This is a genomic window from Citrobacter sp. wls829 (assembly GCF_005280825.1).
Taxonomy (GTDB): Bacteria; Pseudomonadota; Gammaproteobacteria; order Enterobacterales; family Enterobacteriaceae; genus Citrobacter; species Citrobacter gillenii.
In genome coordinates this window covers 20,055-46,933 of sequence record NZ_SZWP01000044.1, presented here as the reverse complement: position 1 = coordinate 46,933, position 26,879 = coordinate 20,055, and the positions used below count along the sequence as shown (strand labels likewise).

Below are 26,879 nucleotides of genomic sequence, written 5' to 3'. Positions count from 1 at the left end.
AATGACCTGCTTATTCGCACCTTCCCTAGAAAAAAATATCATCCCTTTGCCACTTAAATTAATGAAAAAATTTGATTTAAGGCAATATGATGTGAATCCTTTTTGGTGTTGAGGTGAATACAGCATAGTTCAATTAGCGAAAAGCAAATGGTTGTCCCCTGTAATAATATCTGGCGTGAATTTAAAGAAGAATATTCTTATTTTTTTTATTGTTCTAATTTCTGTCTGTGCGATCTCAGGTGTTCTGCACGCCAGCTTGACGCTATACTCCTGATAACTTGAAGGAAAAAGTTAGCATTTCCGGAGGCTATATGATTCTCGAACGCGTTGAGATTGTTGGGTTTCGTGGTATTAATCGGCTGTCGTTGATGCTGGAGCAGAACAACGTGCTGATTGGGGAGAACGCGTGGGGTAAGTCCAGCCTGCTGGATGCACTGACCTTGCTGCTGTCACCGGAATCGGACTTGTATCATTTTGACCGTGAAGACTTCTGGTTTCCGCCGGGCGATATCCAGGGCCGGGAACATCATCTACATATTATTCTTACTTTTCGTGAATCGCAGCCGGGGCGTCATCGGGTGCGCCGCTATCGTCCGCTGGAAGCCTGCTGGTCTCCCTGTCACGATGACTATCACCGTATTTTCTATCGTCTGGAGGGCGAGTGTGCGGATGACGGTAGCGTCCTGACGCTGCGCAGTTTCCTTGATGGCGAAGGGCGTCCGCTCGCGCTCGACAATATTAACGACCTGGCTTGCCACCTCGTGCGTCTGATGCCGGTGTTGCGACTGCGCGATGCGCGCTTTATGCGGCGTATCCGCAACGGCACGGTGCCGAATATTGCGGAAGTCGAAGTGACCGCCCGCCAGCTGGATTTCCTGGCGCGTGAACTGGCAACCCGGCCACAAAATCTGACGGACGGCCAGATCCGCCAGGGGCTGTCGGCGATGGTACAACTGCTGGAACACTACTTTTCTGAACAAGGTGCGGGCCAGTCTCGCTATCGTCTGATGCGTCGGCGTTCCAATAATGAGCAGCGTAGCTGGCGCTATCTGGATATTATCAACCGGATGATTGATAAGCCTGGCGGACGTACGCATCGCGTGATCCTGCTGGGGCTGTTTTCAACGCTGCTCCAGGCCAAAGGTACGCTCAGGTTGGACAAAGACGCCCGTCCTTTGCTGTTGGTCGAAGATCCGGAAACGCGTTTGCACCCCATCATGTTGTCAGTGGCCTGGCAGTTGCTGAATCTGTTACCTCTGCAGCGTGTGGCGACCACCAACTCCGGTGAATTGCTGTCGCTTACCCCCGTTGAACATGTGGTGCGCCTGGTGCGTGAATCTTCCCGTGTCGCCGCCTGGCGTCTGGGACCTGGCGGTCTGAGCGCGGAAGACGGGCGGCGGATTGCCTTTCATATTCGCTTTAATCGCGCATCGTCATTATTTGCCCGCTGCTGGCTGCTGGTGGAAGGCGAAACGGAAACCTGGGTGATCAACGAACTGGCCCGTCAGTGCGGTCATCACTTTGATGCCGAAGGGATTAAAGTGATTGAATTTGCCCAGTCCGGGCTTAAGCCGCTGGTGAAATTTGCCCGGCGGATGGGAATAGAGTGGCACGTGTTGGTTGATGGCGATGAGGCCGGGAAAAAATATGCCGCCACCGTACGCAGTCTGCTGAGTAACGACCGTGAAGAAGAACGCGATCACCTGACAATGCTGCCCGCGCTGGATATGGAGCACTTTATGTATCGCCAGGGCTTCTCAGACGTCTTTCACCGGGTGGCACAAATTCCGGAAAACGTGCCGATGAATATGCGTAAAATTATCTCCAAAGCGATTCATCGTTCGTCAAAACCGGATCTGGCGATTGAAGTGGCGATGGAAGCAGGGCGGCGCGGTGTTGATGCCGTTCCCACCCTGCTGCGAAAAATGTTTTCGCGCGTGCTGTGGCTGGCACGCGGACGTGCTGATTAGTGGCGGAACATCAGCGACAGCTGTTCGTGGATAGTGTCCAGTAATTGATAGCGGCGGCGATATTCCGCCCGCTTCTTACTGGCAATCTCCGACTCGCTTTTTCGTGCCAGCGTGCGCGGAATATGGTAATACCCGCGGCTGTCGCATTCACCGCCAACCGACGCCCAAAACGCATTATAGTCGGAGAGGATAACCTTATTTTTATCATGGTAACGTGGGCTGCGAAAGATATGCTGTTCATTGCTGACAGCCATCACGTTTTCTATATTCAACCGTTCGGCTAAACGACAAATCGCTTCCATCACAATCCGTTTTGGGAAAATTCCGTGACAGGACTTCGTTGCTTTTTGTGTTGTCTCGTGAGGCAATTGTGAATTGCCCTGCATGCCACCAATAAAAAGCGTACTTTTTCCGTGATATTCGCAGAACGTAAAGGTTATTTTAGTCAGAACATCTCCAGCGCCATTTTGTACCAGAATGGTACTTTCTCCCTCTTTGTCCAGTACCGGGAACATCATCATGGTGACGGTAAATATTTCGTCGTCTTTGCCTTTAATTTGTGCCAGTTGTAAGCCGCTATTACTTAACAATGCTTTAAATTCAGCAGGTAAAAATGTCTGGCGGATAACATGATAGTGAAAACGCACGGCATCTAAGCGCATTTTACGATCGAAGTTAGCGGCAAGGTAAGGGCGATGTAAACGAACTGGGAGTCGGGGCTGGCGGGTGAGCAGGCTATCAAGATCCGGCCACTGAGCCAGTTCAGTCATCCATTCTCGGGTGAGGTGGGGTATTAGTAAAGAACGCCAGATAAACTTACGGCGAAAACTCCGTTTATCCCAGCATTGCCCGGGACGTAATTGACCACGGCTTAGGCTGTAAAAAAGGTTAAAGCTGGTGACAGGATTGCTGGAATGAAAAGTGCTTTCAGTTAGCTGACTCATAATATAAATCCGATGGAAGCCTGAGGCGTATTTGTAGTAATTTCAGCACAGCGGATCTTAACCATTCATCAATAACTCTGTTATTCTTGGCGCTTTTCAACGGCTATTTATTTATCGTTGACGTTTAACACTCCACTCTGGTGGACGTTTTGGGGAAATTGGGACATTTATGAAGCTCAAGGGAAAAATCAAAAAACGCTATTTTATCTTCGCCGTCATCATTATTGTGGCGGTAATTGCACTTTGGCGAACGCTTAATGCGCCATTGCCGCAATATCAAACATTAATTGTGCGACCCGGCGATCTTCAGCAAAGTGTATTGGCAACCGGGAAGCTGGATGCGCTGCGTAAAGTTGACGTCGGGGCGCAGGTGAGCGGGCAGTTAAAAACGCTGTCCGTGGCGATTGGCGATAAAGTTAAAAAAGATCAGCTGCTTGGCGCTATTGATCCTGAGCAGGCGCAAAACCAGATCAAAGAAGTCGAAGCCACGCTGATGGAATTACGTGCCCAACGTATGCAGGCCGAGGCCGAGTGGAAACTGGCGCGGGTGACGCTTTCTCGCCAGCAACAGCTTGCGAAAACGCAGGCGGTTTCGCAGCAGGATCTCGATACAGCAGCCACGCAGATGGCGGTCAAACAGGCGCAAATTGGCACCATTGATGCACAAATTAAGCGTAATCAGGCTTCTCTTGATACGGCAAAAACGAACCTCGACTACACCCGTATTGTGGCGCCAATGGCTGGCGAAGTGACGCAAATTACCACCCTGCAGGGGCAAACCGTGATCGCCGCCCAGCAGGCACCTAACATTCTTACGCTGGCTGACATGAGCACCATGCTGGTTAAAGCCCAGGTTTCCGAGGCAGATGTCATTCACCTGCATCCAGGGCAAAAAGCCTGGTTTACCGTGCTGGGCGATCCGCAGACGCGCTACGAAGGTACGCTCAAAGATGTGCTGCCGACGCCTGAGAAAGTGAATGATGCGATTTTCTACTATGCCCGCTTCGAAGTACCCAACCCGAAAGGGATCCTGCGCCTGGATATGACCGCGCAGGTACATATCCAACTGACGGACGTCAAAAACGTCCTGACCATCCCGCTGGCGGCGCTGGGCGAGCCTGTTGGCGACAACCGCTATAACGTCAGGCTGCTGCGCAACGGCGAAACCCGCGAGCGCGAAGTTTCTATCGGTGCCCGTAACGATACCGATGTGGAAATCGTCAAAGGGCTGGAAGAGGGTGATGAAGTCATCATCAGCGAGGCGAAACCCGGAGCGGCACAATGACGGCGTTGCTTGAGCTGAGCCATATCCGCCGCAGCTACCCGTCAGGCGAAGGGCAGGTAGAGGTGCTAAAGGACGTCTCTTTGAGCATCCAGGCGGGTGAAATGGTGGCGATTGTCGGGGCGTCTGGTTCGGGGAAATCGACGCTGATGAATATCCTCGGCTGTCTGGATAAGCCTTCCAGCGGCACGTATCGGGTTGCGGGGCGTGACGTCTCCACGCTCGATAGTGATGCGTTAGCGCAACTGCGGCGCGAGCATTTCGGTTTTATTTTTCAGCGCTATCATTTGCTCTCGCATTTAACGGCGGCGCAAAACGTGGAGGTGCCAGCGGTCTATGCCGGAACCGAACGCAAGCAGCGTCTGGCGCGGGCACACGCGTTACTGCAGCGCCTGGGGTTGGGCGATCGTGTGGATTATCAACCTTCCCAGCTTTCCGGTGGCCAGCAGCAGCGCGTCAGTATTGCGCGTGCGCTGATGAACGGCGGACAGGTCATTCTCGCAGACGAACCTACCGGTGCGCTGGACAGCCATTCCGGCGAAGAGGTGATGGCCATTCTGCATCAGCTGCGCGATCGCGGGCATACGGTGATTATTGTCACCCACGACCCGCAGGTTGCGGCGCAGGCTGAACGGGTGATTGAAATTCGTGACGGTGAAATTGTGCGCAATCCACCGTCGCACAAAACAGCCAGCGGACACGGCATAACCGAACCTACGGTAACGACGGCATCCGGCTGGAGTCAGTTTGTCAGTGGTTTTCGCGAGGCGCTGACCATGGCCTGGCTGGCCATGGCTGCCAACAAGATGCGTACGTTGCTCACTATGCTGGGCATCATTATTGGTATCGCGTCGGTGGTGTCGATTGTGGTGGTCGGCGATGCAGCAAAACAGCTGGTACTGGCCGATATTCGCGCTATCGGCACCAACACAATTGATATCTATCCCGGCAAAGATTTTGGTGACGATGACCCGCAATATCAGCAAGCGCTGAAGTATGACGATCTGACGGCGATTCAGAAGCAACCGTGGGTCAGCTCCGTGACGCCTGCCGTGTCGAAGAGCCTACGGCTGCGTTATGGCAACATCGACGTGGCAGCCAGCGCTAATGGCGTGAGCGGCGATTACTTCAATGTCTATGGTATGACGTTCAGCGAGGGAAATACCTTTAACACCGAGCAGTTAAATGGTCGGGCGCAGGTGGTGGTGCTGGACAGTAACACCCGACGCCAGTTGTTCCCGAATAAAGCGAAGGTGGTGGGTGAGGTCGTGCTGGTCGGCAATATGCCGGCCACCGTGATTGGCGTGGCGGAAGAGAAGCAGTCGATGTTTGGCAGCAGCAAAATTCTGCGGGTCTGGCTGCCTTACAGCACCATGTCCGGGCGCATTATGGGGCAATCGTGGCTGAACTCTATTACCGTTCGCGTGAAGGAAGGTTTTGACAGCACTCAGGCGGAGCAACAGCTTACCCGACTGCTGTCGTTGCGGCATGGTAAAAAAGATTTCTTCACCTGGAATATGGATGGCGTTCTGAAAACCGCTGAAAAAACCACGCGTACCTTACAGCTGTTCCTGACGCTGGTGGCGGTCATTTCGCTGGTGGTGGGCGGGATCGGTGTGATGAATATTATGCTGGTTTCCGTCACCGAACGAACGCGTGAGATTGGCATTCGTATGGCGGTTGGCGCGCGCGCCAGTGATGTACTGCAGCAGTTTTTGATTGAAGCGGTGCTGGTGTGTCTCGTTGGTGGGGCGCTCGGTATCAGTTTATCGATGCTGATTGCTTTCACGCTACAGCTTTTCCTGCCCGGTTGGGAAATCGGATTCTCACCTTTCGCCCTGTTGACGGCTTTCCTGTGTTCAACGGCGACCGGGATTTTGTTCGGCTGGCTCCCGGCGCGCAACGCGGCAAGGCTGGACCCGGTGGATGCCCTGGCGCGGGAATAACGTGTTGTATTGAAAAAGAAATAAAAATGCCAGCTCTGGGGGCTGGCATTTTGTCTGCAGGATGTACACAATGAGACAGAAGAGCTATGCGACAGCTTCTGCTTCAAGCACGGGCACAATAAGACTGGCGTGATTGCCTTTTGGACCCTGGTGGACATCAAACTGGACAGATTGTCCGGCTTTTAGCGTTCTGTAACCATCCATCTGAATGGTGGAGTAATGAGCGAAGATATCTTCGCCGCCGCCTTCAGGGCAGATGAAACCGAACCCTTTGGCATTGTTGAACCACTTAACAGTACCCGTTTCCATACTTCGACATCCTTCGTAAATCTTATATAAGTAAGATGGAATGAACCGGTGGCGGAGTGGGGGCTGTTCAAAACCTCGCCAACTCTCGAGACTACAATTTAGAGAAATCAGGCGGGGCGTCAAGCGCCAGACGGGCGGAATCGGGTAAAAATGCATCAAAATTTGAAGCAGTTAACGCTATTGTCGGATATGTGACAGATGTCGCGGATGACACTGATAGATGATAGTTATCTAATAATTGAGGTAGATTGATTGTGCGCATAGGCTCTTGTCAGCGGCAAGTTATTCTGCCGGTAACCGTAACTGAAGATGACGACTGACAATGGGTAAGACGAACGACTGGCTGGATTTCGATCTGCTGGCGGAAGATAAATTGCGCGACGCGCTAAAACCGCCATCTATGTATAAAGTGATATTAGTCAATGATGATTACACTCCGATGGAGTTTGTTATTGACGTGTTACAAAAATTCTTTTCTTATGATGTAGAACGTGCAACGCAACTGATGCTTGCTGTTCACTATCAAGGTAAGGCTATTTGCGGCGTATTTACCGCCGAAGTGGCTGAGACCAAAGTGGCGATGGTGAACAAATATGCGAGGGAGAACGAGCATCCGTTGCTATGTACGCTGGAAAAAGCCTGAATCAGGCATAAACATTGGGGGAGGTGCCTATGCTCAATCAAGAACTGGAACTCAGTTTAAACATGGCTTTCGCCAGAGCGCGCGAGCACCGACATGAGTTTATGACCGTCGAGCACTTGTTACTGGCGTTGCTCAGTAACCCATCGGCCCGCGAAGCGCTGGAAGCGTGTTTTGTGGACCTGGTGGCGCTCCGTCAGGAACTCGAAGCCTTCATTGAACAAACCACTCCCGTATTGCCTGAGAGCGAAGAAGAGCGCGACACGCAGCCGACGTTGAGTTTTCAGCGTGTTCTGCAACGCGCGGTCTTCCATGTTCAGTCCTCGGGGCGTAATGAAGTGACGGGCGCCAATGTACTGGTTGCCATCTTCAGCGAGCAGGAATCCCAGGCGGCCTATCTGCTGCGCAAGCATGAAGTTAGCCGACTGGACGTGGTGAATTTTATTTCTCATGGCACGCGCAAAGACGAACCGAGTCAGTCTGCTGACTCCGGTAATCAGCCAAATAACGAAGAGCAAGCTGGCGGGGAGGATCGTATGGAGAACTTCACCACTAACCTTAACCAGCTCGCTCGCGTGGGTGGGATTGACCCGCTCATTGGCCGCGAAAAAGAGCTGGAGCGGGCTATTCAGGTACTGTGCCGTCGTCGTAAAAACAACCCGCTGCTGGTCGGTGAGTCTGGCGTCGGTAAAACCGCGATTGCCGAAGGTCTGGCCTGGCGTATTGTCCAGGGCGATGTGCCGGAAGTGATGGCCGACTGCACGCTTTACTCTCTGGATATTGGTTCGCTGCTGGCGGGCACCAAATACCGCGGGGATTTCGAAAAACGCTTTAAAGCGCTGCTGAAACAGCTGGAACAGGATACTAACAGCATTCTGTTTATCGATGAGATCCACACCATTATCGGTGCGGGTGCGGCATCGGGCGGCCAGGTGGATGCGGCAAACCTGATCAAACCGCTGCTCTCAAGCGGTAAGATCCGCGTGATTGGCTCAACCACTTACCAGGAGTTCAGTAACATTTTCGAGAAAGACCGTGCGTTAGCGCGTCGCTTCCAGAAAATTGATATTACGGAACCGTCGGTGGAAGAAACCGTGCAGATCATCAACGGGCTGAAACCGAAATACGAAGCGCACCATGACGTTCGCTACACCGCCAAAGCGGTACGTGCGGCGGTGGAACTGGCGGTGAAATACATCAACGATCGTCACCTGCCGGATAAAGCGATTGACGTGATCGATGAAGCGGGCGCGCGTGCGCGTCTGATGCCGATCAGTAAGCGTAAGAAAACCGTCAACGTGGCGGATATCGAGTCCGTGGTAGCCCGCATAGCGCGGATCCCGGAGAAGAGCGTGTCGCAAAGCGATCGCGATACGCTGAAGAATCTGGGTAACCGTCTGAAAATGCTGGTATTCGGACAGGATAAAGCCATTGAGGCGCTGACCGAAGCCATCAAGATGAGCCGTGCTGGCCTGGGCCACGAGCACAAACCTGTGGGATCGTTCCTGTTTGCCGGTCCGACCGGTGTCGGGAAAACCGAAGTGACGGTGCAGTTGTCCAAAGCGCTGGGCATTGAACTGCTGCGTTTTGATATGTCTGAGTATATGGAACGCCACACCGTCAGCCGTCTGATTGGTGCGCCTCCGGGATATGTCGGCTATGACCAGGGGGGGTTGCTGACCGATGCGGTCATTAAGCATCCGCACGCGGTGCTGCTGCTGGATGAAATTGAGAAAGCGCACCCGGATGTCTTCAACCTGCTGCTGCAGGTGATGGACAACGGTACGCTGACCGACAATAACGGGCGCAAAGCGGATTTCCGCAACGTGGTGCTGGTGATGACCACCAACGCCGGGGTGCGTGAAACCGAACGTAAATCGATTGGCCTTATTCATCAGGACAACAGCACTGATGCGATGGGGGAAATCAAAAAAGTATTTACGCCGGAATTCCGTAACCGTCTCGACAACATTATCTGGTTCGATCACCTCTCTACCGAGGTAATCCATCAGGTGGTCGATAAATTTATTGTTGAGCTTCAGGTGCAGTTGGATCAGAAAGGCGTCTCTCTGGAAGTGAGTCAGGAAGCGCGTGACTGGCTGGCAGAGAAAGGCTATGACCGTGCAATGGGCGCACGTCCGATGACGCGTGTAGTTCAGGATAACCTGAAGAAACCACTGGCTAACGAACTGTTGTTCGGCTCGCTTGTCGATGGAGGTCAGGTGACCGTAGCGCTGGATAAAGAGAAAAATGAGCTGACCTATGGCTTCCAGAGTGCACAAAAGCACAAGCCAGAAGCCGCACATTAATCTTCTATCGCTTCACAGACCGGGCGTAATGCCCGGTTTTTTTTCGCCTGGTTTTCGGAAAGGTAGATTACACGCAAAAAATAAGCCTGCGTAAGGGAGATTACGCAGGCTAAGGAGGTGGTTCCTGGTACAGCTAGCATTTATGGGTTATGTTTTTCAGCGAAAAGGATAATACCCTTATTGAACGAAACGGTATGTGATCGATTTCTAAGAATCTTCCGAACGCTGAAAAATAACCGTAACTAACTACTTATCATGCGGGTTGCGCGTGGACTCACCGGCAAAATTACGCATTAACAATGCATAATTCAGATCGATATCTTCCGGGACCGGCATCCAGACGGTGTAACCGTCGCCCGGCGCCACAGGCATCGCTTCGCCTTTGGCATTTTCCATCTGCTCGAGCGTGAAATTGACGTTGCCCTGCGGGGTCATCAGCTCCAGGCTATCGCCGACGGTGAATTTATTTTTCACGATAACCGCAGCCAGTTCACCTTTACGCTCACCGGTGAATTCACCGACAAACTGCTGGCGTTCGGAAACGGAGAAACCATATTCGTAGTTCTGATAGTCGTCATGCGTATGGCGACGCAGGAAACCTTCGGTATAACCGCGATGCGCGAGGCCTTCCAGCGTTTCCAGCAGCTGCGGATCGAACGGTTTACCGGCGGCGGCATCGTCAATTGCTTTACGATACACCTGCGCGGTACGTGCGCAGTAGTAATAAGACTTGGTGCGACCTTCGATTTTCAGCGAGTGCACACCCATTTGGGTCAGGCGCTCAACGTGGGCAATGGCGCGTAAATCTTTGGAGTTCATGATGTAGGTGCCGTGTTCGTCTTCGAACGCGGTCATGTACTCGCCCGGACGCTGGGCTTCTTCGAGCATAAACACTTTATCCGTTGGCGCGCCAATACCCAGCGTCGGCTCAACGTTTTGTACCGGGATAGGCTCGTACTTGTGCACGATGTTACCCACCACATCTTCTTTGCCTTCCTGCACGTTGTATTCCCAGCGGCAGGCATTGGTGCAGGTTCCCTGGTTTGGGTCACGCTTGTTGATGTAGCCGGAGAGCAGGCAGCGGCCGGAGTAGGCCATGCACAGTGCGCCGTGAACGAAGATTTCAAGCTCCATATCCGGCACCTGGGTGCGGATCTCTTCAATTTCTTCCAGTGACAGTTCACGGGACAGGATCACGCGGGTCAGCCCCATCTGTTTCCAGAATTTTACCGTCGCCCAGTTTACGGCGTTCGCCTGTACTGACAGGTGAATATCCATGTCCGGGAAGTTTTCGCGCACCAACATAATCAGACCTGGATCGGACATGATTAATGCATCCGGCCCCATTTCCACCACCGGCTTCAGGTCACGAATGAAGGTTTTCAACTTGGCGTTGTGTGGTGCAATGTTGACCACTACATAGAATTTTTTACCCAGTTCATGGGCTTCATTGATGCCGAGCTGTAAGTTTTCGTGGTTGAATTCGTTGTTGCGTACGCGCAGGGAGTAACGTGGTTGGCCTGCGTAGACGGCATCTGCGCCATAGGCAAAAGCGTAACGCATGTTCTTCAGCGTTCCCGCCGGGGAAAGGAGTTCCGGTTTAAACATAATTTTCTCGTTCTCGGTGAGGCGGTTAGGGGAGTGCCCCCATATTAAGGGCGGGCATTGTAGCGCTGCGCGAGGAGACAGTAAACCTTGCGGGTTCAATCAACCCGCAGATAGTGCCCGTCGGCGCGCACGTACATACCGAAGCCGCAGTTTTGCGGATCGTCGGTACTGGCGTCGATGCCTTCAGGTGTGACCGTCAGCGAGATATCGCAGTGGATGTAGTCACTCTCTCTGAGTGCAATCACGCCTTTATTGTTTTTCAGCGTGACCAGTTCTGAGAATTCACCGATGTTTGGTCCGTAATAGAGGGCCATCATGCCGAAATAATACCCTTGGAAATCAACCTGAAAGTCTGATTTTTTCTCTGTAGGTTTAACAATCAGCGTTTCCCAGGTTGCCAGACCGGCGTAGTTCCAGTACTCCCCGGCAGGGGAATCGCTTTTAGGCAATGCGGCTAACTTCTCTTTGATAAGCCCTAGGTTGTAGATTGATTTGGCATCGTTGGGATTAATGGTCAGCCAGGCTTGCGCTTTGCGCCATTCACCCTGACGCATCCAGGTTAGCGCCACGTTGTTATAGGCTGTCGCCACGGTTTTATCATCAAGCTGACAACCTTCACTCCAGGTCACCTGTTTTTCAAAGGCTTCACGCGCTTTGGCATAGTTCCTGGCTTTATAGAACTGCTCACCCTGGCTGGCGTAGGTAGGGACTTTCGCGCAGTCGGCTTGCAACTGCTGCTCGGTGATTTCTGCTCTGGCAGGCGTGCAAAGCAGCAACAGAGGGCAGAAGGAGAGTAATATTAAGCGCATTATCTGTTCCATATATCTTTATTCGGCAGTTCTGAATCAGCAATTTTCGAGGTATGCCAGGCAAAGCGACAGCGTTTCGCGAGGGTATCGAAATGTAGCGGAGATAATTCAGTAAATAACGCGTGATCCGGGAAAAGCGTAATAAAGAAATAGGCCCAGCGCGCACTGGCTTTCATGTTGAACAGTTTCTTGTCGTGTTTATTACCATACAGCCACGACAGCGTCACCATGGCTTCCGCCGTACCGTTGTAGCCTTCTTCCTCCAGGATGTTCAGATAGGAATGCGCCAGGGTAAAATCGTTTACCTCGCGAAGTTTCAGCAGGAAGACGCTCCAGGCTTGTTTCGAACCGAACCGATCGGCCTGATGTAAATTATCAAGCAGGTTTTTTTCGTAAACGGAACGCATGCCGGCATGGGTTTCTTGCTGGGCTAAACGTTCGTAGCAATCGGCGATTTTGCTGTGAATATCCTGCAGGTCATGTTGATACGCGTGGTATCCGGCGTTAACGACCAGTCGATAGGGGGTCTTCTCTTGCAGCGCGACCTGTTGGTGCAAAATCTCCGCTGCACGCTGAAAATAATTTAGCGCGGTAACGGGATCATAAGGAAGCAGGCTATTGTTGTCTGGGTTATTGTATTCGAGGGCCTGCAAGTAGTAGGCGCAGGGCAGGTTTCTCTGAGCACCCAGCTCTGCCAGTAAGGCAAAATGCTGCGGGAGATCGAGCCAGTCAATATCTTTGATGGCTGACTGCCAGTTATTGTTATATTCCAGTGCAGCTACGCTATCGAGTACGGCAATACCCTGTGCTTCATCTTTTTCAAACCCGAATAATCCCGCGTACTGGAAATAGCCGCTGTAGATTCTGGCGGCGTAAAACTCGGTTTGCCTGGCGTTCTGGTGCAAGAAATTATAAATCCACCAGGTGTCCGGGAAGTCGCGTAGCGCAAATTTTAGCGCGTACACGGTGTAGTAATGACTCAGCTTGAGGTTTTCCGCGACCGCACGTTGAATGGTATACCACAGGGCGTCGAGATCGCTCAGATCGTTATAGCAGGTTAACAGCCACTCCAGCGCATGATGACGAGAACTTTGGCTATGCGCCCGCTGGGCAATATCTTCGGCTTTGGCGATAAACGTTTCCCGTTCCGGTGGGTACTCGAGTTCCTTAATACGCAAATCGCGACAGGTGTCCCACCAGATTAATAATTCCAGATGCTCGCGCTCGGCGGCACAAAGATGGCCGCAGGTTGGTGAGGCCAGAAATTCACGAATGCCCTCGTGTGAACCACCCCAGCGTGGCATCTGAAATGGAATGTATTCATCCAGCGCGTAAAATGCGCGCGGAAAAATAGCCAGACACACAGAGAGCCAGTATTCAGCCTCGGCATCGCCCTTGCAATTCGGCAGTACCGCTGGACGCGGTAGATTTGGGCACGCTGCATCTTCCAGAGAAAGCCCGGAAAAGGCCATCAGCGTTTCCATTTCCTGCGGCGAATGCTGATGATATTTGGCTAACACCAGCATCAGCGGTTGCCCGGTGAAATCGGTACCCTCAAGAAATTCAATTAACCAGTCGGGTTGACCGAAGACTTTTGTGTTGGTGCTGGTTAATAAGGCAACCATCCACTGGCGTGGCTCGCAATCGATAGCATTCAATGCGGCAATGACCATTCGCTCGTTGCAGGCCCCGGCGCAAACCCACATTGCGGCAGACGTCTCCTCTGCCCAACCATAGCTACGGTAAAGCCACGCGCGGTGGTTCCAGAACTGGGCTTCGGCAAGCCAGGCGTGAGTCGAGCGCGGGCGGGCGTGCTGCCAGGCTTTGATGAGAGCTAATCCTTGCGGACCTGCATCGACGAGAGCATCCATATCATAAAAACGGTTGCACATTTGGGTCCAGGCGAGGAAGTAACGCTTTTCAGCTTCACGGCTGGTGAAGCTGTCCGTCAGCGCCTGGTTGAAGCGGGCGTCGAGCTCATCGTAGCGCGCTTCGCGCAGCAGTGCGGGAATATTGGCGATATGCCAGACGCGTTGCTCGTCAGTATGCGGCAGTTTGCTATTGCACATCTCACGCATTGCGTTGAGTATGCGTTCATCCTGAACCATGGACAGTCCTTTTGGCTACGATGTAGGTGTAAATTCCCTACACTGTAGCCTATAACTGCGAAGCGTGAGATTTTTTTAATTACGCTATCCGACAGGCATCCGCTTCCCAACGATACCCGACGCCGTACACTGCGCGGATAAACGACTGTTCGGCGTCCAGCGACTCCAGTTTGCGCCGCAGGTTCTTGATATGGCTGTCGATGGTGCGATCGGTCACGACCCGGTAGTCATCATAGAGATGGTTAAGCAACTGCTCGCGGGAGAAGACTTTTCCCGGCTCATGCGACAACGTTTTCAGTAGGCGGAACTCCGCCGGGGTTAAGTCGAGCATCTTCCCGCGCCATGACGCCTGAAAACGGCCTTCATCAACAATCAGCGGGCTGGCAGCATCCAGTTGCTGCAGTTCGCGCTGGGGTTTACAGCGGCGCAGTATTGTCTTCACGCGGGCGACAACTTCGCGCGGGCTGTAGGGCTTACAGATGTAGTCATCGGCACCGATCTCCAGTCCCAACAGACGGTCAATTTCTTCGATTTTGGCGGTGACCATCATGATCGGCACTTCAGAGAAACGTCGAATTTCCCGGCATAGGGTCAAGCCGTCAGTGCCTGGCAGCATCAGATCCAGCAAAATCAGATCGGGTGGCGTCTGGCGCACGTACGGTAAAACCTGGTCACCGTGGTTGATGAGCGTCGGGGCATAGCTCGCGGCACGCAGGTAGTCGATAAGCAATTGTCCCAGCTTGGGTTCATCTTCCACGATCAGAATACGCGGCGTGTTTTCATCAATGGGTAACTCTGTCATACATCTCTCTGTAAATCGCGTTCCAGCGGTAACTCTACTGTAATGCTTACCCCGCCAAAAGGCGAATGGGCGGCGCGGATATGCCCATTGTGCGCCTCAACAATATTGACGCAAATCGCCAGACCCAGACCGGAGCCTCCGCTGGCGCGGTTACGCGAACCTTCGGTGCGATAAAATCGCTCAAACAGTTTTTGCAGCTGTGCATCGTTTACGCCCGGGGCTGAATCGGCGAAGGTCAGTAAGACCTGGCGCTCGCGCTGTTCGGCGGAAATACGCAGACCGCCGCCGCTGTCGGTATAACGTAGGCTGTTTTCCAGCAGGTTATTGAACAGTTGCATCAGACGATCCCGGTCGCCAAACACCGTCATGCTGTCCGGCAGCGAGAGTTGTATTGTCAGTCCGCGGCTGGCAAAACGCTCGCGAAACGCGCCGCTTGCGACTTCCAGTAACGGGATCAGATCCAGGGAGGTTTTTTGATAGGCCAGGGCGCCTTCATCTGACATTGAGAGCTGATGGAGATCGTCCACCAGTTTGGTCAGCGTGCCCACTTCGGCCTGTAAAGAGGCCACCGAATCTGGAGTGAACTGGCGAACGCCATCCTGAATCGCTTCCAGCTCGCCGCGCAACACCGCCAGCGGCGTGCGCAGTTCGTGAGAAATATCGGCCATAAAATCACGGCGCATCTGCTGGTTCTTTTCCAGCGTACTGGCCAACTGGTTGAAATCCTGCGCCAGTTTGCCCAGTTCATCGGTACTGGTGGGGGCAACGCGGGTGGTGAAATCCCCCGCGGCCAGCTTGTGCGTGCCGTCCACCAGACGCTTGACGGGGGCCAGCAGACTACGCGCCAGTGTAAACGTAGCCAGCGCTGCCAGGATAGTGGAGAGCGCGACGATCAGCCAACTGGTACGGCGCTGCTGTTTATCGAAATTAATATCTGTATTACGCGTTAAGCGTTCTACGGGCGACGCGATGACGGCACCCACTTCGATCCCGTTAACTGTGATTGGGCGGCGCGTGCCGTCGCCGGGAACCGGACCACGTGGGCCGACCAGCACGCGGGCGTTTTGGTCGATGACCCAAAACTGGGTACGCCAGCCGTGCGGCGGCATACCGGGGCCTGGCTTGTCATCGTTGTTGTCGTGTTCAAAAGAACGCAGGATCTGAAAAACAAAACGATCGTTATTGCGCAGAAACCGCCAGTTGCCATGTTGCTGATATTGTTCGCCCAGCGCGTCGCTCAGCATTTGTAGCCGCTGTTCATTGCCGTGTTTGATGTAGTCAATAAATCCGCGTTCGAAGCTTACCCGTACGGCCCAGTGCATGCTAATGAGTAGCACAATGCAGGTGGCAAAAATCGCCAGAAACAGTTTGCCGGTTATTCCGGGTCGCCATAACTTCATCAGTTGCTCCTTTTACGCCGTGAAATCACCGCGTTGGTTTGCGTATCGTTTGGCACGCGGGCAAAAATCATCGCTGGCAGCGCGATAATCAGGGCAATGCACAGCCAGGTATACATAAAGACGGTATGGGTGCTGCCGCTGTCGAGAGCGATATGCTGTTGACCAAACATGCCCAACAGCAGGCCAGCGATGGTTACCCCGATACTCATCGACAGCTGCATGATCATCGACAGCAGGCTGTTACCGCTGCTGGCGAGATCGTCAGGTAAGTCTTTTAAGGTCAGGGTGTTCATCGATGAAAAACGGGTGGAGTTGACCATGCCTTGTAAAAACAGCACGAAGGGCAGCACGTAATACCAGCCGAGCAGGGCGGTCGTCATCAGCAACAGGCAGACCAGCGACAGGCCCAGCGTGGTGGCAACCAGCACCCGACGATAACCAAACCGGTTGACGACCTGAACCACAATACGCTTCATGCCCATGCTGCCCAGTACCATCGGGATCATCATCAGCCCGGCATGAAACGGCGAAAAGCCCAGCCCAATCTGCAAAAACACCGGCGTCATAAACGGTAACATTCCGCTACCAATGCGCCCGACAAAACTGCCAAGCAGGCCTAATGAGAAAGTGGGGGTGCGAAACAGATGCAGACTGAACAATGCGCGCGAGTTGTTGCTGGCGTGTCTGATATACAGAAGGATTGCCAGCACGCCGCAGATAACCAGCGCCGCCAGCGTAATGTCCGAGATCCCGCTGCCTTTACTGCCATCCAGCGCCAGCGTCAGTGCCGCCATACCAACGGCCAGCAGCATAAATCCCGAAAGATCGAAGCGCCGGGTTTGCAACGTGTAGTTAGGCATCAGCATTAAGGTGGCTATTGCCCCAATAATGCCGACGGGAATGTTAATCAGGAAAATCCAGTGCCAGGACGCATACTCCACCAGAATGCCGCCTAATGCCGGGCCGAGCAACGGGCCAATTTGCCCCGGTAAGGTGACGAAGGTCATGGCCGCCATATACTGTGTGCGCGGGACAATCTTCATCACCGTCAGCCTGCCGACCGGCACCATCATCGCACCGCCGACGCCTTGTAACACGCGGGCCATTACCAGCTCATTGAGCGTGCTGGACCCGGCGCAAAACAGCGATCCCAGCGTGAACAGGATGATGGCGGTGAAGAAAATATTACGTACGCCGATCTTGTCTGCCAGCCAGCCGCTGGCGGGCAGCATCACCGCCACAGTTAAGACATACGACACAATGACCATATGCATATGCAACGGGCTTTCGCCGAGGCTTTTGGCCATTGCAGGCAGCGCGGTATTGACGATGGTGGTATCCAGCGATTGCATAAAAAAGCCGAACGCCACAATCCAAAGCTGCCAGCGGGTGCTGTCGGGAAGTTCTGTCATAAGTCTGCTACCGGGTTGCTGTTTTTACGCGAAAAACGCATCCGCAGACGGTCGAAAAAGAGATACACCACCGGGGTGGTGTACAGCGTCAGCAGTTGGCTCACTACCAGCCCGCCGACGATAGTTATCCCCAACGGCTGGCGCAGTTCCGAACCGTCGCCAGCTGATAGCACCAGCGGCAGCGCGCCAAAGAGTGCTGCCAGCGTGGTCATCATGATGGGACGAAAACGCAGCAGGCAGGCCTGGAAAATGGCTTCTTCCGGCGTCAGCTTGCCATTTCTCTGCGCCTCAAGCGCAAAGTCGACCATCATGATGGCGTTTTTCTTCACAATGCCAATTAATAGCATGATCCCTATCAGGGCGATTAGGCTGAACGGGGCATTGAACAATTCCAGTGCCAGTAGCGCACCCACCCCGGCAGAAGGCAGCGTTGAGAGGATCGTAAGCGGGTGAACGTAGCTTTCATACAGCATACCCAGCACGATGTAGACCGTGGCGATGGCGGCGATAATCAGGATCACCTGCGAGTTCATCGTATCCTGAAAAACCTGTGCCGTACCGGCAAAACTGCCGCGCACCGTTGACGGGACGCCAAGCTGGGTCATGGTCCGGTTAATGGCTTCTGTGGCCTCAGAAAGTGATGCGCCGGTCGGCAGGTTAAACGACACGGTTGAGGCGGCAGACAGCCCCTGATGGTTCACCGACAGCGGGGCGTTCGCCGGTTGCCATTTAGCAAAGTACGACAACGGGATGGCTTTGCCATCGCTATTAATGACAAACATTTTATCCAGCGCGCTGATGTCCTGGGTGTAGCGCGGGTCGACCTCCATCACCACTTTGTACTGGTTCATCGGCTGGTAGATGGTCGATATTTGCCGCTGACCAAAGGCGTTATTCAGCAGGCTGTTGGCGGTTTCGACGTCGATCCCCAGACGTGACATGGTGTCACGATCGTAGGTCAGACTCATCTCTGCACCGTTGTCCTGCTGATCGGAGTTGACGTCAGCCAGTTGGGGCAGGGTGGCTAACGCTTTACGGATTTTCGGTTCCCATTCCCGTAATGCGGCAAGATCGTCCGACAGCAACGTGTACTGGTAGCTGGCGTTGGCTTGCCGTCCCCCGACGCGAATATCCTGTACCGCCATCAGAAACAGGTTCGCCCCCGGCTCTTTGGCCAACTTCACGCGCAGCCTGTCGATCACCTGCTGAGCGGTTTGCTGGCGCTCTGCGCGCGGCTTCAGAGTAATAAACATCATGCCGCTGTTAACACGGGAGCCGCCGGTAAAACCGGTGACGTTGTCCACAGCTGGATCGTCACGGATGATCTTCATAAAATCCTGCAACTTCCCGCGCATGGCCTGAAACGAAATGCTTTGGTCGGCCTGGATCCCCCCCATCAGGACGCCGGTGTCCTGCTCCGGGAAAAAGGTTTTGGGGATGGAAATATACAGCCAGACGTTGAGCGCAATGGTTGCCAGTAATACCACGCCCACCATTCGGGTATGGCGTAACACCCACCGCAGCGAGGTGGCGTAACTTTGTTGCAAGGCAACCAGCACCCGGCCAAATCCTCGCTTACGAGACTGTTCTCGTGGGGCGCTGGATTTGAGCATCCATCCGCACATCATTGGCGTGAGCGTCAGCGAGACCAGCAGTGAAATCCCGATGGCAACCGACAGGGTCACGGCAAATTCCCGCAGTAATCGTCCCGGCAGACCGCCCATTAACAGCAGCGGCAGGAACACCGCCACCAGCGACAGGCTCATGGAAAGTACCGTAAATCCGACTTCGCGCGTGCCTTGTAATGCCGCCTGGAGCGGCTTCATTCCCGCTTCCAGGTGCCGGGATATATTTTCCAGCACCACGATGGCGTCATCGACCACAAACCCGGTGGCAATGGTCAGCGCCATTAGCGACAGGTTGTTCAGACTGAATCCACACAGATACATGGCGGCAAACGTGCCAATCAGCGAGACGGGCACTGCTACGGCGGGGATCAGCGTCGCGCGCCCGGAGCGCAGGAAAACAAACACCACCAGGATAACCAGCGCCACGGAGATAATCAGCGTCTGTTCCACTTCTTCCAGCGACGCACGAATGGTCGGCGAACGATCCTGGGCAATTTGCAAATCAATGGTGGCCGGGATCAGCGTTTGTAACTCTGGCAATTTGGCCCGGATGCTGTCCACCGTCTGGATGATGTTGGCTTCCGGGAGTTTGCGGATCATCAACAGAATGGCCGGTTTGGCATTGGTCATCCCGGCGTTACGCACGTCCTGCACCGAGTCAGTGATAGAGGCGACGTCACCCAGACGTACGGCCGCACCGTTGTTGTAGTGAATAATCAACGGTTGATATTCTGCCGCAGTTTTGAGCTCATCGTTGGTTTGCACCTGCCAGCGGCGGGTTTCATCTTCCAGCGCGCCCTGTGGTTGACGCACGTTGGCGCTATTGATCGCACTACGCACGTCATCCAAAGAGACACCCTGGTTAAACAGCGCCTGCGGGTTCAGGCCAACGCGCACGGCGGGCAGGGAGCTGCCGCCGACGTCGACGTCGCCAACGCCGTCAATTTGCGCGATGGTCTGCGCCAGCTGTGTCGAGGCGAAATCATACAATTCGCCCTGAGAATAAGTATCCGAGGTTAGCGTCAGGATCATGACAGGCGCATCGGATGGATTGGCCTTTCGGTACGTTGGCCGACTGGGCATTCCGCTGGGCAGCAGGCTTTGGGCGGCGTTAATGGCCGCCTGAACGTCCCGCGCCGCGCCGTTGATGTCGCGATCAAACGTAAACTCAAGAATAATGCGCGTGCTGCCAAGCGAACTGCTTGACGTCATTTCATTCACGCCCGCGATACGCCCAAGCGATCGTTCCAGCGGCGTTGCGACGGATGACGCCATGGTTTCAGGTGATGCTCCCGGCAGCGAGGCGCTGACCATGATCACCGGGAAATCTACCTGCGGCAGCGGCGCGACCGGTAACAGGCGAAAGCCCAGAATGCCGCACAGGGTAATGGCGACGGAAAGGAGAATAGTCGCTACCGGACGATGGATGAAGAGAGCAAAAAATTTCATTTACGCGTCCTCTTCCTGACGCGGGAAGCGGTTTTTCACGTACAGCGACAGTCGGTCAAACAGCAGGTAAATCACCGGGGTGGTAAACAGGGTTAATACCTGACTGACCAGCAGTCCACCGACCATACCAATACCTAATGGGCGGCGTAACTCAGCGCCCACGCCGGTACTTAACATCAGCGGCAATGCTCCCAGCAGAGCCGCCAGCGTGGTCATCAGGATCGGGCGAAAACGCAGCAGGCACGCCTGGAATATAGCGTCGCGCGGTGCCATCCCCTGTTCGCGTTCAGCGGCAAGGGCAAAGTCGATCATCATGATGGCGTTTTTCTTGACGATACCGATCAGCAAAATAATACCGATGATCGCAATAACGTCCAGTTCACTACCGGCAATCATCAACGCCAGCAGTGCCCCGACGCCCGCCGTCGGCAGCGTGGAGAGAATGGTGATTGGGTGAATAAAGCTCTCATACAGCACACCGAGCACGATATACATCGCGACGACCGCTGCCACAATCAGCCAGATGGTATTGCCGAGCGCGGCCTGGAAGGCCAGCGTACTGCCCTGGAACTGGGTGGTAATACTTGACGGCAGGTCCAGCGTTTTTTCCGCCTGCAGTATTGCCTCTACCGCATCGCCCAGCGAGTGGTCATCTGGCACGTTGAACGAGATGGTGGTGACCGGGAACTGATCGAGATGGTTTATCGACAGCGGGGCAAAACGCTGCTCAATGCTGGCGATGGTGCTAAGCGGGACGATCCCGCCGTCGCTGCTGGTCAGGCGAAGGGAGTCCAACGCGGAAAGCCCCGGCGTACTGGCGGTATCATGTTCCAACACCACCCGATATTGGTTTGCCTGGGTGTAGATGGTTGAAATCAGCCGCTGTCCGAAAGCGTTATACAGCGCGTTATCGACATCTGCCATGCTGATGCCTAAACGGCTGGCGCTGTCGCGATTAACATTTACATACGCCACCAGTCCCTGGTCCTGCCAGTCACTGCTGACGTCAGACAGTTGTGGCAACTGCTGCAGTTTTTCCAGTAGCTGCGGCACCCAGGTGCTGAGAGCGTCCAGCGAGGTGGCCTGCAGCGTAAACTGATACTGGGTGCGGCTCACCTGCGTATCAATGGTCAGATCCTGGGTAGGCTGAAGATAGAGATCGACGCCGGGCACGTTATCCACTGCATCCTGCAGGCGAGCGATGACTTTTTGCACGCGGTCATCGCGTTCATTCAGCGGCTTAAGGTTAATTTGCAGGCGCGCGCTGTTCAGCGCCGGGTTGGTGCCATCAACGCCGACGAACGCGGTCAGGCTTTCTACTGCCGGGTCTTTAAGGATCACATCAGAGACCTGACGCTGGCGTTGAGCCATGCTGGCAAATGAGCTGGACTGCGGTGCCTGCAACGTGCCCTGAATAATGCCGTTATCCTGGATCGGGAAGAAGCCCTTCGGGATAAAGATCCACAGCATCACGCTTAATGCCAGCGTGCCGAGCGCGACGCCAAGCGTCAGCCACGGGTGGTTAAGCACTTTTGCCAGCCAGTGACCGTACCCGGCAATGACGCGCTCGAACATTCTTTCCGAGGCACGGGAGAAGCGGTTTTGCTTGCGCAATGACGCCTGGCTGAGCATGCGGGCGCACATCATTGGCGTGAGCGTCAGTGATACGACGGCGGAAATCAAAATCGCCACCGCCAGCGTGACGGCGAACTCGCGGAATAATCGCCCGACGATATCGCCCATAAACAGCAGCGGGATCAGCACTGCAATCAGGGAAAACGTCAATGAGATGATAGTAAAACCAATCTCGCCTGCGCCTTTAAGGGCGGCGGTCAGCGGTTTTTCCCCTTTTTCGATATAGCGCGAAATATTCTCGATAACCACAATCGCGTCATCGACCACAAACCCCGTGGCGATGGTCAGCGCCATCAGCGTCAGGTTATTGATCGAGAAATCGAGGAATACCATTACCGCAAAGGTACCTATCAGCGATAGCGGTACGGCGACCGCGGGAATAATCGTGGCCGGTATATTGCGCAGGAACAGGTAAATGATCATCACCACCAGCGCAATCGCCAGCATCAGTTCAAACTGGGTGTCGGAAACGGAAGCACGAATGTTGGTTGTACGATCCGAAAGCACCGTGACATTGACCGATTTTGGCAGGCTTTCTGTTAGCGCAGGCAGCATCTGGCGAATGCTGTCCGCGGTGGAGATAATGTTCGCACCAGGCTGGCGCTGAACGTTCATCACGATAGCTTGTTGCTTATTGGCCCACGCGCCCAGCCAGCTGTTTTCCGCCCCTTGCTCGACGGTTGCGACATCCCCGAGGCGCACTGGCGCACCGTTTTTATAGGCAATGATTAACTGACGATACTCATCGGCAGACTGCATCTGGTCGTTGGCTGACAGGGTGACGGCGCGCGTCGGGCCATCCAGGCTACCTTTGGCTGAATTGACGTTGGCGCCGGTGATGGCGGTGCGGACGGTTTCGCTGGTCAGCCCTAACGCGGCAATGGCCTGTGCGTTAAGTTTTACGCGCACGGCGGGACGTTGCCCGCCAGACAGTGTAACCAGGCCCACGCCGGAGACTTGAGAGATTTTCTGCGCCACGCGGGTTTCGACCATATCTTCCACCTGCGTCATGGGCATGGCGGTAGAGGTCACCGCCAGCGTCATGATCGGCGGATCTGCCGGGTTCACTTTGCTGTACACCGGTGGGTTGGGCAGATCGCTCGGTAATAAATTGGTGGCGGCATTAATCGCGGCCTGGACTTCCTGTTCGGCGACGTCCAGCGGTAACGTGAGCTGAAACTGCAATGTCACCACGGATGCACCACCGGAGCTTTGTGAGGACATCTGTTTTAGACCCGACATCTGCCCAAACTGGCGCTCAAGCGGAGCAGTCACGGCGGAGGTCATCACATCCGGGCTGGCGCCAGGGTAGAGTGTCACCACCTGAATGGTCGGGTAATCCACTTCCGGCAACGCTGCGATGGGCAGGAAGCGATAGCCTATAATCCCGGCGAGTAAAATCGCCACCATCAGCAGCGTGGTGGCAACAGGGCGCAGAATAAACAGGCGGGATGGGCCGCCGGTGTTGTCCGGAGGTAACGCCTGCATCAGGAGCGTGCTCCTTTTTTGCCGTACTCGCGTGCGGTGGCTTTATCGTTTGTGGCCGTGGTGCTATGCGCCTCCACAACGTCAACTTTTGCCCCTTCCGTCAGGCGGTCAATACCGTCGGTGACGACGCGATCGCCCGCCGACAGCCCGGCGGTAATCACCACTTTTTGACTGTCCTGAATGCCCGGTTTGACCAGATGTTTACTGACTTTATTCTCTGTATTCAGCACCCAGACAAAGTGACCTTCATTGCCCATTTGTAAGGCGGCAGTGGGGATTACGATGGCGTTTTGCTCGGTGGCGACCAGCATACGGGCGTTAACGAACTGATTCGGAAACAGCGTGTCATCCTGATTGTTGAAGCGAGCCTTCGCTTTGATGGTGCCGGTGGTGGCATCAATCTGGTTGTCGAGGCTCAGCAGTACGCCTTCGCTGAGTTTCTGCGAATTGGTGCGATCCCAGGCTTCGACCTTCAGCGGGTTGCCCGTTTTTTGCGCCCGTAGCACGGTCGCAATATCGTTTTCTGGCAAGGTGAAGATCAGGTCGATAGGATGGGTTTGCGTAATGACGACAATCCCGGTGGTATCACCGCTGGAGATTTGGTTACCTACGTCGACCAGTTTCAGGCCGACACGGCCATCGACAGGGGCGGTGATGCGACTCCAGTCGAGCTGCAACTGGGCGCTGGCGACGCTGGCTTCATCGGCTTTGATCGTCCCTTGCGTTTCGTTCACCAATGCCTGTTGAGCATCCAGTTCCTGACGGGAGACCAGATTGGTTTTCACCAGTTGCTGATAGCGGGCCAGGTCGCGACGGGCATTTGCCAGCGTAGCGGTATCTTTGGCTAACTGTCCCTGCGCCTGGGCAAGGGCGACTTTGAACTGGCTGGGGTCTATTTCAGCCAGCAGGTCGCCGGCTTTGACCTGCTGTCCTTCCTGAAAGTGTAACGCGATGAGCTGACCGTCTACCCGACTGCGAACCGTTGCGGTATTCGCGGCCGTCACGGTGCCCAGTCCCGTCAGGTAACGTGGAACGGCTTGTTCATTGGCGGTGGCAACCTGCACGGGGGCTAGCGGACCAGAACGCATTCCGCGACGCCCTGAGCCTGCGGCGTGCTGTGCTTGCCCGGTTGCACCGGGGGCATTCCCCTGAGATTCACTGCGACTGTGCCAGAACCAAAATGCGGCGATGGCCGCCACGACGGTCACGATTGCTATCACCCAGCGGGATTTGTTACTGCCTTTCATTGTTATAAGTTTCTCATCCTGAAACGTTTCGCGTAATGATACTAGTTTAGCCAGCGATCAAGGGCGAAAGATGGAGGAATTATGAAACACTGTCGGGATTCGTCTGAATGGCGGCGCGGCTTTGCGAGGCGTTACGCAACAATGGGCGGTGAAAATCGCCAACGCGAAAGAGTGCGCTAGAGTGCGGACAAGGCAAAAGGAGGTCAGCCAGAGATTTCAGCCGGACGCTGAAACGGGAAAGCCCCTCCCGAGGAAGGGGCCAAAATAAGGAAAGGGTTATGATGAAGTACGTCATTATACTGGTGATACTCTTAGTGATTAGCTTCGCGGCTTACTAAGACACCAGGGGAGGGGAAACCCTCCCTAACCCTCACTCCTGACCATAAGCCACAGTCACGATGATGTCAATACGCACACTTTTCAGCCTGCGAGCCGCTTAGCGGAAAACCACTTCTGCCCAGCGTGCCAGACCGGCAGTCACCGAGCCGAAATCATCGCCACCGGCGATAGGGATCCCCGGCAGCTGTTCGGAGAGGGCTTTTTTGATAAGCGGTGAGCGTGCACTGCCACCGGTCAAATAAATAACATCCGGTTTTTCCTGGGCATTATCCAGCGCCAGCTGCACCTGCTCCAGAATGCGCGCCAGTGGCTGATTGAGCGCCGTCTCCAGCCCCTGTTGGCTGATTGCCGTTGCCAGTTCATCACTGATAAATGGCAGCGCCGCCGTGACGTTTGCCTGTGTGGAAAGCGTAATTTTGCTTTCTTCAGCGCTGCGTACCAGCCGGTAGCTCAGACGCTCGCGCCAGACTTTGAGCAGCAGAGCGACTTTATCGGCTTCTTTCGCGTCGCGGATCAGATCGTTTAACAAGCGTCCGTTGGCGGTACTGTAAAAATCACTTTGGGCCGGAACATCGTTAATGGCGACGGCGTTCCACCACGGCAGAATAGGTAAGGCGATGCCTTTTTCGGTTTCGCCTCCCATGCCGAGCAATGGCATCAGGTGTTTAAAGGCCAGCGCGATGTCCAGATCGTTACCGCCTACGCGACAGCCACTGTGACCTAACAGGCTGGTCTCGCGATCGGCGCGCTGATGCCACTGCGGGCCCATTAGCAGCAACGAGCAGTCGGTGGTACCACCGCCGATGTCCACCACCAGCACGCGTTTCTCGTCTTGCAGCGTGGCTTCATAATCCAGTCCCGCCGCGACCGGCTCGTACTGAAACACCACATCCTGGAAACCGGCGCGTTTGGCCGCACGCTCAAGAATACCTTGTGCCTGGGCGTTGGCGTCGTCGCCGCCTAACCCCTGGAAGTTGATCGGACGACCGATAACGGCCTGGGTGATCGCTTCGGGTAGCTGGTTTTGTGCCTGGTTGCGGATGTGCAGCATCATCGCGCAGACTAAGTCTTCAAATAGCGCAACCTGCTGCGGTTTCAGGCCGCTGGCACCTAAAAACGATTTTGGTGATTTAACGAAGTAGACTTCTTCCGGGTCATCAATATATTGGCCCAGTGATGCCAGACCAAACTGCACGCTATTGGCGTTCACATCGATGTCTTCTTCGCGATTAAAGCGCACCGCACGACGCAGTAATGCCTGCGTTTCGTCATCCGTTGCCGGGACATCATGATGGCGATACAGCCACTCGCTGACCGCTTCACGCGTCGGGGCGCACAGCATGGAGGGCAGTAGCGTGCTGTCATTTTCCATTTTGAGCAATTGCGGCTGCCCGTCACGCATGACGGCCACTGAACAGTTCGCCGTACCATAGTCAAAACCAATAAACACCGTAAAGCTCCCCAGGGCAGTCAAGAAGGGGCGAGACTTTAGCGAAATGTTGTCGTCCCGACAACTGGAATATGAAAGCAAGGCGCATCGGCGGAATAGCATTT

Annotated in this window: 18 protein-coding genes; 6 read left to right on the top strand and 12 right to left on the bottom strand. The window is 54.5% G+C overall.

Annotation, left to right across the window (positions count from 1 at the left end):
• The first annotated feature begins 311 nt into the window (after nt 1–311).
• Entirely contained in the window at nt 312–1,970 is a 1,659-nt protein-coding gene (locus FDW88_RS06515) for an ATP-dependent endonuclease (RefSeq protein ID WP_096756559.1), read from the top strand.
• On the opposite strand, the gene FDW88_RS06510 is transcribed toward FDW88_RS06515, so the two are convergent.
• Nucleotides 1,967–2,914, bottom strand: coding sequence for a VirK/YbjX family protein (locus tag FDW88_RS06510; RefSeq protein WP_115258078.1), 948 nt, complete (start codon nt 2,912–2,914; stop codon nt 1,967–1,969). The two genes, FDW88_RS06515 and FDW88_RS06510, sit on opposite strands and share 4 nt — an antisense overlap.
• 169 nt (nt 2,915–3,083) lie before the next feature.
• Here FDW88_RS06510 and macA point away from each other — a divergent pair, with 169 nt between their 5' ends.
• The gene (gene macA, locus FDW88_RS06505; RefSeq protein WP_137362244.1) at nt 3,084–4,199 is read left to right on the top strand and encodes a macrolide transporter subunit MacA; all 1,116 of its coding nucleotides are present in this window, start codon (nt 3,084–3,086) and stop codon (nt 4,197–4,199) included.
• Nucleotides 4,196–6,142 carry a macrolide ABC transporter ATP-binding protein/permease MacB gene (gene macB / locus FDW88_RS06500; protein ID WP_137362243.1) on the top strand — a complete coding sequence of 649 codons (1,947 nt, stop codon included), beginning with the start codon at nt 4,196–4,198 and terminating at the stop codon, nt 6,140–6,142. Before macA ends, macB begins: the two co-directional genes overlap by 4 nt.
• A gap of 84 nt (nt 6,143–6,226) precedes the next feature.
• Here macB and cspD read toward each other — a convergent pair whose 3' ends face one another.
• Complete coding sequence (gene cspD, locus FDW88_RS06495; RefSeq protein WP_096756563.1) at nt 6,227–6,451, bottom strand: cold shock-like protein CspD; 225 nt, start codon at nt 6,449–6,451, stop codon at nt 6,227–6,229.
• Between the two features lie 322 nt (nt 6,452–6,773).
• Here cspD and clpS point away from each other — a divergent pair, with 322 nt between their 5' ends.
• Nucleotides 6,774–7,094 carry an ATP-dependent Clp protease adapter ClpS gene (clpS, locus tag FDW88_RS06490; protein ID WP_003036810.1) on the top strand — a complete coding sequence of 107 codons (321 nt, stop codon included), beginning with the start codon at nt 6,774–6,776 and terminating at the stop codon, nt 7,092–7,094.
• 29 nt (nt 7,095–7,123) lie between these two features.
• A complete protein-coding gene (clpA, locus tag FDW88_RS06485; protein ID WP_137362242.1) occupies nt 7,124–9,400 on the top strand; it encodes an ATP-dependent Clp protease ATP-binding subunit ClpA in 2,277 nt (758 codons plus the stop codon).
• 246 nt (nt 9,401–9,646) lie between these two features.
• On the opposite strand, the gene yegQ is transcribed toward clpA, so the two are convergent.
• The 9 genes from yegQ to FDW88_RS06440 form a co-directional block, all read right to left on the bottom strand.
• A complete protein-coding gene (yegQ, locus tag FDW88_RS06480; RefSeq protein ID WP_115258081.1) occupies nt 9,647–11,008 on the bottom strand; it encodes a tRNA 5-hydroxyuridine modification protein YegQ in 1,362 nt (453 codons plus the stop codon).
• Nucleotides 11,009–11,103: 95 nt separating this feature from the next.
• Complete coding sequence (locus FDW88_RS06475) at nt 11,104–11,817, bottom strand: tetratricopeptide repeat protein (RefSeq protein ID WP_168246948.1); 714 nt, start codon at nt 11,815–11,817, stop codon at nt 11,104–11,106.
• Nucleotides 11,817–13,925: a DUF4034 domain-containing protein gene (locus tag FDW88_RS06470; RefSeq protein WP_137362241.1), complete on the bottom strand. Its 2,109-nt coding sequence runs from the start codon at nt 13,923–13,925 to the stop codon at nt 11,817–11,819. Before FDW88_RS06470 ends, FDW88_RS06475 begins: the two co-directional genes overlap by 1 nt.
• A 79-nt stretch (nt 13,926–14,004) precedes the next feature.
• Nucleotides 14,005–14,727 (bottom strand): two-component system response regulator BaeR, encoded by a 723-nt coding sequence (gene baeR, locus FDW88_RS06465; RefSeq protein ID WP_115258084.1) that lies wholly within the window; start codon nt 14,725–14,727, stop codon nt 14,005–14,007.
• Entirely contained in the window at nt 14,724–16,127 is a 1,404-nt protein-coding gene (gene baeS, locus FDW88_RS06460; protein ID WP_096756568.1) for a two-component system sensor histidine kinase BaeS, read from the bottom strand. Before baeS ends, baeR begins: the two co-directional genes overlap by 4 nt.
• On the bottom strand, nt 16,127–17,539 hold the full coding sequence (locus FDW88_RS06455) for an MFS transporter (RefSeq protein ID WP_137362240.1): 1,413 nt from the start codon (nt 17,537–17,539) through the stop codon (nt 16,127–16,129). Before FDW88_RS06455 ends, baeS begins: the two co-directional genes overlap by 1 nt.
• Nucleotides 17,536–20,616, bottom strand: coding sequence for a multidrug efflux RND transporter permease subunit MdtC (mdtC, locus tag FDW88_RS06450; protein ID WP_137362239.1), 3,081 nt, complete (start codon nt 20,614–20,616; stop codon nt 17,536–17,538). Before mdtC ends, FDW88_RS06455 begins: the two co-directional genes overlap by 4 nt.
• A complete protein-coding gene (locus FDW88_RS06445; protein ID WP_137362238.1) occupies nt 20,617–23,739 on the bottom strand; it encodes an MdtB/MuxB family multidrug efflux RND transporter permease subunit in 3,123 nt (1,040 codons plus the stop codon).
• A complete protein-coding gene (locus FDW88_RS06440) occupies nt 23,739–24,986 on the bottom strand; it encodes an MdtA/MuxA family multidrug efflux RND transporter periplasmic adaptor subunit (protein ID WP_137362237.1) in 1,248 nt (415 codons plus the stop codon). The genes FDW88_RS06445 and FDW88_RS06440 overlap by 1 nt, the downstream gene beginning before the upstream one ends.
• A 278-nt stretch (nt 24,987–25,264) precedes the next feature.
• Here FDW88_RS06440 and FDW88_RS06435 point away from each other — a divergent pair, with 278 nt between their 5' ends.
• On the top strand, nt 25,265–25,324 hold the full coding sequence (locus FDW88_RS06435; RefSeq protein ID WP_101741518.1) for a type I toxin-antitoxin system Ibs family toxin: 60 nt from the start codon (nt 25,265–25,267) through the stop codon (nt 25,322–25,324).
• A 98-nt stretch (nt 25,325–25,422) separates the two neighbouring features.
• Here FDW88_RS06435 and yegD read toward each other — a convergent pair whose 3' ends face one another.
• A complete protein-coding gene (gene yegD / locus FDW88_RS06430; protein WP_137362236.1) occupies nt 25,423–26,775 on the bottom strand; it encodes a molecular chaperone in 1,353 nt (450 codons plus the stop codon).
• Nucleotides 26,776–26,879 lie beyond the last annotated feature (104 nt).

Excerpts from the sequence above, each read along its gene's own strand:
- baeR (WP_115258084.1), bottom strand. The coding sequence starts at position 14,727 with ATGACAGAGTTACCCATTGATGAAAACACGCCGCGTATTCTGATCGTG.
- FDW88_RS06475 (WP_168246948.1), bottom strand. The coding sequence starts at position 11,817 with ATGCGCTTAATATTACTCTCCTTCTGCCCTCTGTTGCTGCTTTGCACG.
- FDW88_RS06470 (WP_137362241.1), bottom strand. The coding sequence starts at position 13,925 with ATGGTTCAGGATGAACGCATACTCAACGCAATGCGTGAGATGTGCAAT.
- FDW88_RS06515 (WP_096756559.1), top strand. The coding sequence starts at position 312 with ATGATTCTCGAACGCGTTGAGATTGTTGGGTTTCGTGGTATTAATCGG.
- baeS (WP_096756568.1), bottom strand. The coding sequence starts at position 16,127 with ATGAAGTTATGGCGACCCGGAATAACCGGCAAACTGTTTCTGGCGATT.
- FDW88_RS06510 (WP_115258078.1), bottom strand. The coding sequence starts at position 2,914 with ATGAGTCAGCTAACTGAAAGCACTTTTCATTCCAGCAATCCTGTCACC.
- FDW88_RS06440 (WP_137362237.1), bottom strand. The coding sequence starts at position 24,986 with ATGAAAGGCAGTAACAAATCCCGCTGGGTGATAGCAATCGTGACCGTC.
- clpS (WP_003036810.1), top strand. The coding sequence starts at position 6,774 with ATGGGTAAGACGAACGACTGGCTGGATTTCGATCTGCTGGCGGAAGAT.
- mdtC (WP_137362239.1), bottom strand. The coding sequence starts at position 20,616 with ATGAAATTTTTTGCTCTCTTCATCCATCGTCCGGTAGCGACTATTCTC.
- cspD (WP_096756563.1), bottom strand. The coding sequence starts at position 6,451 with ATGGAAACGGGTACTGTTAAGTGGTTCAACAATGCCAAAGGGTTCGGT.
- FDW88_RS06445 (WP_137362238.1), bottom strand. The coding sequence starts at position 23,739 with ATGCAGGCGTTACCTCCGGACAACACCGGCGGCCCATCCCGCCTGTTT.
- macB (WP_137362243.1), top strand. The coding sequence starts at position 4,196 with ATGACGGCGTTGCTTGAGCTGAGCCATATCCGCCGCAGCTACCCGTCA.
- clpA (WP_137362242.1), top strand. The coding sequence starts at position 7,124 with ATGCTCAATCAAGAACTGGAACTCAGTTTAAACATGGCTTTCGCCAGA.
- FDW88_RS06455 (WP_137362240.1), bottom strand. The coding sequence starts at position 17,539 with ATGACAGAACTTCCCGACAGCACCCGCTGGCAGCTTTGGATTGTGGCG.
- yegQ (WP_115258081.1), bottom strand. The coding sequence starts at position 11,008 with ATGTTTAAACCGGAACTCCTTTCCCCGGCGGGAACGCTGAAGAACATG.
- macA (WP_137362244.1), top strand. The coding sequence starts at position 3,084 with ATGAAGCTCAAGGGAAAAATCAAAAAACGCTATTTTATCTTCGCCGTC.